The sequence below is a fragment of the Acidiphilium sp. PM genome (assembly GCF_000219295.1).
Lineage (GTDB): Bacteria > Pseudomonadota > Alphaproteobacteria > Acetobacterales > Acetobacteraceae > Acidiphilium > Acidiphilium multivorum.
The window spans coordinates 1-5,686 of the sequence record NZ_AFPR01000471.1; the positions used below are offsets into that span (position 1 = coordinate 1).

Annotated in this window: 6 protein-coding genes and 1 riboswitch; all 6 genes read right to left on the reverse strand. The window is 70.9% G+C overall.

The annotated features are described in order from the left end of the window. A partial coding sequence (locus APM_RS14555) for an ABC transporter permease (RefSeq protein WP_007424136.1) occupies window positions 1–835 on the reverse strand: 835 nt, incomplete at its 3' end. 6 nt (window positions 836–841) lie between these two features. Then, the gene (locus tag APM_RS14560; protein ID WP_007424137.1) at window positions 842–1,594 is read right to left on the reverse strand and encodes an ABC transporter ATP-binding protein; all 753 of its coding nucleotides are present in this window, start codon (window positions 1,592–1,594) and stop codon (window positions 842–844) included. Between the two features lie 102 nt (window positions 1,595–1,696). After that, window positions 1,697–2,020, reverse strand: a complete 324-nt coding sequence (locus tag APM_RS14565) for a DUF190 domain-containing protein (RefSeq protein ID WP_007424138.1) — start codon at window positions 2,018–2,020, stop codon at window positions 1,697–1,699. A 1-nt stretch (window position 2,021) separates the two neighbouring features. Then, window positions 2,022–2,399, reverse strand: coding sequence for a fluoride efflux transporter CrcB (crcB, locus tag APM_RS14570; protein WP_007424139.1), 378 nt, complete (start codon window positions 2,397–2,399; stop codon window positions 2,022–2,024). 133 nt (window positions 2,400–2,532) lie between these two features. After that, window positions 2,533–2,594, reverse strand: a riboswitch (Fluoride riboswitch). 60 nt (window positions 2,595–2,654) lie between these two features. Beyond that, complete coding sequence (locus APM_RS14575; protein ID WP_007424140.1) at window positions 2,655–3,899, reverse strand: anion transporter; 1,245 nt, start codon at window positions 3,897–3,899, stop codon at window positions 2,655–2,657. Window positions 3,900–4,059: 160 nt separating this feature from the next. Next, on the reverse strand, window positions 4,060–5,686 hold a 1,627-nt coding region (locus APM_RS14580; protein WP_007424141.1), incomplete at its 5' end, for an ABC transporter permease.

Here is a 5,686-nt window from a genome sequence, read left to right on the forward strand (position 1 = left end):
CGGCGACGCCGAGAAAGATCGCCGGCATCAGCCGCGACATGTTCTTCTGCTGCGCGATCTCGTTGCTCAGGAACCAGTTCGAGACCTGTTCGGCGCGGTCATAGGCGCCGGTGCCGCCATAACGGGCGAGCAGCGCGTCGAGCCGGGCGATCACCGGCTGCGGGCGCTGGCCGGGAGAGAGCGCGAGCGAGACATCGTCGAACGCGCCCTTCAGGCCGAAGGCGGCGGCAAGCTCGTCGCGCCCCATCCAGATCACGCCGAACCGCCGGTCATCCGGCATCAGCCCGCCGGGTGGAATCGCATAGACGAATTCCGGGCTGAGCGCGGTGCCGACGATGCGCAGCGCCACGCGCCGGCCGCGCAGCACCGCGCCGATCGTATCGCCCGGCCGCAGGTGATGCGCCTCGGCGAAGGGCTCGCCGACCACCGCCTCGCGCAGCCGGCCCGGCGCCGGCAGCCGGCCCGCGCGCAGGACCAGCGCGTTGAGCCGCTGCGGGCCGGATTTCGGCAGCGAGACCAGCGTCGCCACCACCGGCTCGCGATACCCCGCGACATCCAGCAGACCGGACTCGACGATCCGCGTCTCCACCACCCGCACGCCCGGAATCGCGGCGATCCGCGCCTCCAGCGAGTCCGGCGCGCGCTTCAGCCGGGTGAACACATCGGCGAAGCGCGCGCGCTCGTAATAGGCGCTGGTCGTCGCCTCCAGCGATTCGGTCGTGGTCAGCGCCATCACCATCAGCGCGACGCCGGAGGCGATCACCAGCGCGATCGCCAGCGCCTGCAGGCGCAGCCGCCACAGATCGCGCAGCAGCTTGCGGTCGAGGCTCGACACCGAGCGCTACCACACCAGCTTGGCCGGGCTGTGCCGGACCGGGTTGACCCGCGTGCCGACGATCCGCCCGTCGGCAAAGCTCAGCACGCGGTCGGCGATGTCGGCGATCACCGCGTTATGGGTGATGAGCGCCGTGGTGGTGCCGAGTTCGCCGTTCACCTTCAGGATCGCCTCGAGCACGAGAATGCCGGTGCGGCTGTCGAGCGCGCCGGTCGGCTCGTCGCAGAACAGCAGGTCCGGCGACTTGGCGATGGCGCGGGCGATGGCCACCCGCTGCTGTTCGCCGCCGGAGAGCTGGGCGGGGAAATGATCGAGCCGGTCGCCGAGGCCGACCAGCTCCAGCGCCGCCTCCGGCGCCATCGGCGCCTCGGCGATCTCGGTCACCAGCGCGACATTCTCCCGCGCGGTGAGGCTGGCGATGAGGTTGTAGAACTGGAAGACGAAGCCGACATGCCGGCGCCGGTAGCGGGTCAGCCCCCGCTCGCCGCCCTGCGCGATCGGCTGGCCGCGGAACAGCACCTCGCCGGCCGAAGGCGTGTCGAGCCCGCCGAGGATGTTGAGCAGCGTGGATTTCCCGCTGCCCGAGGGGCCGAGCAGCACGACCAGCTCGCCCTCGCGGAGCGTGAGGTCGACATCGCGCAGCGCCGGCACCTCGACCGCGCCCATCCGGTAGATCTTGGCCAGGCCGCGCCCCACCAGCGCGACCGGCGCCGCCCGCTCCTCGTCCGGCAGCGCCACCCCGCCGGCGACAGGTTCCATGCCGCGCCTCCGCACGCATCACCGGCCGGAACCCTAGCCGCCGCGCGCTCCCCCATCATTGACGTCGATCAAGCGGGGGAGGCGGGAGCGCCCCGCTTCGCGCTACGCGCGGCGATGGCGGGTGGCGGGCCAGGAAATGATGTGGCCGTCCGGCACCAGATCCGCGAGCGAATCGATCACCGATATCGCGGTGTCCGGCGCGCAGCAGATCTCGATCATCAGCGGCAGGTCGACATCGAAATGCAGCAGGTCGGCGGCATGGATGATCTTCTGCCCGTTCATCCCCGCGATGCCCCGGAATACCGACACGCCGTCGAGATCGAAATCGTCGCGCAGCCGCGTCAGGATGTCCTCCATCAGGTGGCGTCGCCGCCCGTGATCGGTTTCGCTCAGCGCGATGCGCACCAGCGTGACCTGTTCTTCCATGTCAGACATTCCTTGCGATGTAGACGCCGAGAACGGCGCCGATGAACCCGAGCACGACCGACAGCAGCACGTAAAGCGCCGACTTCACGATCTCCCCGTTCTCCACCAGCATGAGCGTTTCGAGCTCGAAGGTCGAGAATGTCGTGTAGCCGCCGAGAAAGCCGGTGAGCACGCCGGTGCGGATCGCCGGATCGATGGCGACGCGCTCGGCGGTGAGCACGAAGAGAAAGCCGATCAGGAACGAGCCGAGCACGTTGATGCTGAGCACGGCGACGGGAAAGCCGCGCCCGAACAGGTTCTGCATGAAGATGGTCTGGCCGTAGCGCGCCCAGCAGCCGAGCGAGCCGAAAAAGGCGATGGCCGCAAGTGTCTTGATCATGAAACGCCTTCTTGTTGTGGCGGAAATGTCGGGAATGTCGAGGGGATGGCGGCGGGGCAGGGCGGAAGCCTGCCGGCCATGGCCGGATCGGAAATGTCGAAAACGCGCGCGCCTGTCCCTCCGCGGTTGACGGATCGAAACAGGAGTCATCAGCCCCGCGGGCGGTTCACGGCGAACCCCATCGCCGGCGCGGCCGGACCGCGCGGGACGTGTTTGCGATGCCGGGTCCGGCCTGTCAATCCGCGCCCGAACCGCCTAGCCGAGGCCGACGAGCCAGGCGGTGCCGAGCGCGATCGTGAGAACCGTGATGGGCAGGCCGAACTTCAGATAGTCGCCGAAGCCGATCCGCACGCCGGCGGCGCGCGCCCGCTCGGCGACGATGAGATTCGCCACCGATCCCGGCAGCGTCAGGTTGCCCGCGAGGGTGGACGCCATGGCGACGATGAGCCACGCCTGCCGCGGGTCGGCGAGATGGGCGATGAAGGGGCGCAGCACCAGCACCGCCGGCACGTTGCTGACCAGGTTCGACAGGATCGCGGTGAGCGGCACCAGCACCGCCGGCCGGCCCGGATGCAGGGCTGCGACGCGCCCGATCACCGCCGCGCCGATCACCTCGCGCTGCAACGCGGCGACGACGACGAACAGCCCCGCGAACATCAGCAGCAGCGACCAGTCGACGCCGGCGAGCAGGCGCTGGCTCTTCACCCCCGGCGTCAGCATGATCAGCGCGGCGGCCACCAGCGCCGCCTCCGCCGGGCGCATGCCGCCGAGGCAGGCGATGACGAACAGCACCAGCAGCACGACCGACTTGCCGATGAGCCCGCCATGCGGCCGGCGCCGCGCGGCGGATGCCGCCGGCACCGTCAGCGCCTCGAAGCCCGCGCGATGCAGCAGCCGGATGACGAGGAAGACGATCGGCAGACCGAGCAGCGCGACCGGCACCAGCGCGCCGGCGAACGCGGCATAGCCGATGCCGGAGAGGCTGCCGATGATCATGTTCTGCGGGTTGCCGGTGATCGTCGCCACCGACCCGACATTCGAGGCGGTCGCCAGCGCGACGAGATAGGGCAGGGGCTGTTTCCGCCCCGCCCGGCACGCTTCGAGCACCAGCGGCGTGAGCACGACGCAGACCGTGTCGTTGACCAGCACCGCCGAGAGCAGCCCGGCCATCGCGACGGTGAGCGCCAGCAGCGCATCGGTGCCGGAGGCGCGCGAGAGCACCGCCCCGGTGATCCGCTCGAAGAACCCGGCCCGGCGCAGCGCCGCGGCAAGGATCATCATGCCGAGCAGCAGCGCGATCGTGTCGAAATCGATCGCGGCGACCGCCTGCCGGAGCGTCAGCGCCCCGCTCGCGACCATCAGCACCGCGCCGACGAAGGCGATCCCCGCGCGGTCGAGCCGGAAGAACGGCAGCCGGCCCAGCGCCACCCCGGCGTAGGTCAGCGCGAAGATCGCCACCGTCGCGGCCGGCTGCCATGATCCGAAGAGGTCGCCGTGCATGGCGCGGACCTTGCGCTCAGCGGCCGCGGCGGAGAAGGTACGCCGCCTGCCGGCCGCGTCGCTGCCCCGGCCGTGCCCGCCCGTATCGAATCCTGCATCTCATGGCGGAAGGATAGGCGAGGCGGCCGGGTTTTGCACGCGGCCCCGTGGCCGGCCGGCGTCACTCGTAGCGCAGCGCCTCGATCGGATCGAGCCGCGCCGCCTTCCGCGCCGGGTAGAACCCGAACGCCACGCCCACCGCGACCGAGAACAGGAATCCGCCCGCCACCGCCAGCAGCGAAACCGGCGCCGGCCAGCCCGCGAACAGCGTGATCCCGCCGGACAGCGCGACCCCGAGCACGATCCCGCCAAGCCCGCCGGTGACGCTGAGGAACACCGATTCGGCCAGGAACTGCAGCAGCACATGCAGCCGCCGCGCCCCGATCGCCATCCGCAGCCCGATCTCGCGGGTCCGCTCCGTCACCGACACGAGCAGGATGTTCATGATCCCGATGCCGCCCACCAGCAGCGAGATCGAGGCGACGATGGCCAGCAGCAGCGACATGATCCGGCTCGACCCCTGCGCCGCCGCGGCGATCTGGCTGAGATTGCGCACCGAGAAATCCTTGAGCCCGTTCGGCTGGATGCGGTGGCGCACCGACAGCGTGCCGCTGATCTGCTCCATCGCCTCCGCCACCGCGTCCGGCGAGACCGCCTGGGCGAACAGCTGGTTCACGTACCCGGTCAGCCGCAGTTGCAGGCCGTAGGGGTTGGGCCAGGCCGGATAGGCCCAGTTCAGCGGCGCATCCTGCCGGCTGGGCGTCGCGGTGCCGAGCACCCGCTGCTCGGCGGTGCTGAAGGGCAGCATCACGATATCGTCCTGATCGGTGCCGAACGCCGTCTGCCCCTTGCCCGCCAGCACGCCGATCACCCGGATCGGCGTGCCCTTCACCAGGATCGTCGCCCCCACCGGGTCCTCGCCGGGGGCGAAGAGCTGCTGGCGCACGGTCTGGCCGATCAGCCCGACCAGCGCGCCGTTCCTCTCGTCCTGCGCGCCGATCGGCCGCCCCTCGGCGACGCGCCAGTTGGTCATCGCCGGATAGTCGATGCTGACGCCGGCGATCGCCGTGGTCCAGTTCTGGCTCGCATAGCGCACCTGTCCGGCGGCGCGGATGAGATAGCCGATCCGGCTCACCGCCGGGTCTTCCCGCAGGATCGCCCGCGCGTCGTCCACCGTGATGGTCGAGGCGCTGCCGAACCCCGCCCGCGCGCCGCCGGCCGTCGTCGCCCCGGGCAGCACCACGAGCAGGTTGGTCCCGAGGCTCTCGATCTGCTTGCGGATCGCCTGGTTCGCGCCCTGGCCCACCGCGACCATGGTGATCAGCGCGGCGACGCCGATGAACACGCCGAGCATGGTCAGCGCCGAGCGCAGCCGGTTGCGGGCCAGCGCCTGCACCGCGGCGCCGACGATCATGGCGCCGAACGCCCAGGCGATGCCGGCGCGCCGCCGCGCCGGCGCGGCATCCGGCGTTTCATTGGGCGCGGCGTCTGGCGCGGCCTCTGCCACCGCCGGCGCCGCTTCACCCCGCGCCTTTTCCCGCCGCTCGTCGCCGACGATCCGCCCATCGCGCATCGTCAGCACCCGATCGGCATAGGCGGCGATGTCCGGCTCGTGGGTGACGACGAGGATCGTCGTGCCCCGCTCGCGGTTGAGCGCCGCCAGCGTTTCCATGATCTCGTGCGACGTCCTCGTGTCGAGATTGCCGGTGGGTTCGTCGGCCAGCAGCAGGCGCGGCGCGTTGATCAGC

Excerpts from the sequence above, each read along its gene's own strand:
- APM_RS14560 (WP_007424137.1), bottom strand. The coding sequence starts at position 1,594 with ATGGAACCTGTCGCCGGCGGGGTGGCGCTGCCGGACGAGGAGCGGGCG.
- APM_RS14565 (WP_007424138.1), bottom strand. The coding sequence starts at position 2,020 with ATGGAAGAACAGGTCACGCTGGTGCGCATCGCGCTGAGCGAAACCGAT.
- crcB (WP_007424139.1), bottom strand. The coding sequence starts at position 2,399 with ATGATCAAGACACTTGCGGCCATCGCCTTTTTCGGCTCGCTCGGCTGC.
- APM_RS14575 (WP_007424140.1), bottom strand. The coding sequence starts at position 3,899 with ATGCACGGCGACCTCTTCGGATCATGGCAGCCGGCCGCGACGGTGGCG.